This is a genomic window from Pseudomonas sp. SIMBA_068 (genome assembly GCF_046534705.1).
Lineage (GTDB): Bacteria > Pseudomonadota > Gammaproteobacteria > Pseudomonadales > Pseudomonadaceae > Aquipseudomonas > Aquipseudomonas putida.
In genome coordinates this window covers 1-240 of record NZ_JAWRYI010001504.1, presented here as the reverse complement: position 1 = coordinate 240, position 240 = coordinate 1, and the positions used below count along the sequence as shown (strand labels likewise).

The window sequence follows — 240 nt, the reverse complement described above, 5'->3', positions numbered from 1 at the left end:
AGTGAACAGCAATGGCTTCTGGAGCGTCACCGTTCCGGCAGGCGATCTCACCACTATTACCGACGGCGTAAAACTGATTTCGGTCACCACCACCGACGCCACCGGCGCACTGCTGACCGACTCCGCTCAGCTGAATGTAGTCGCAGCCACGCTGCCGCAAATCACGCTGGAGGAGAGCGCGATCACTGATGGCCTTCTCAACCGGGTGGAAGCGGGCAGCGATCTGCTGATCGGCGGCAG

The 240-nt window shown here is 61.2% G+C and carries 1 protein-coding gene; it reads left to right on the top strand.

The features are described 5' to 3' along the window. On the top strand, nucleotides 1–240 hold a 240-nt coding region (locus tag SB756_RS34675), incomplete at both ends, for a hypothetical protein (RefSeq protein ID WP_410913835.1).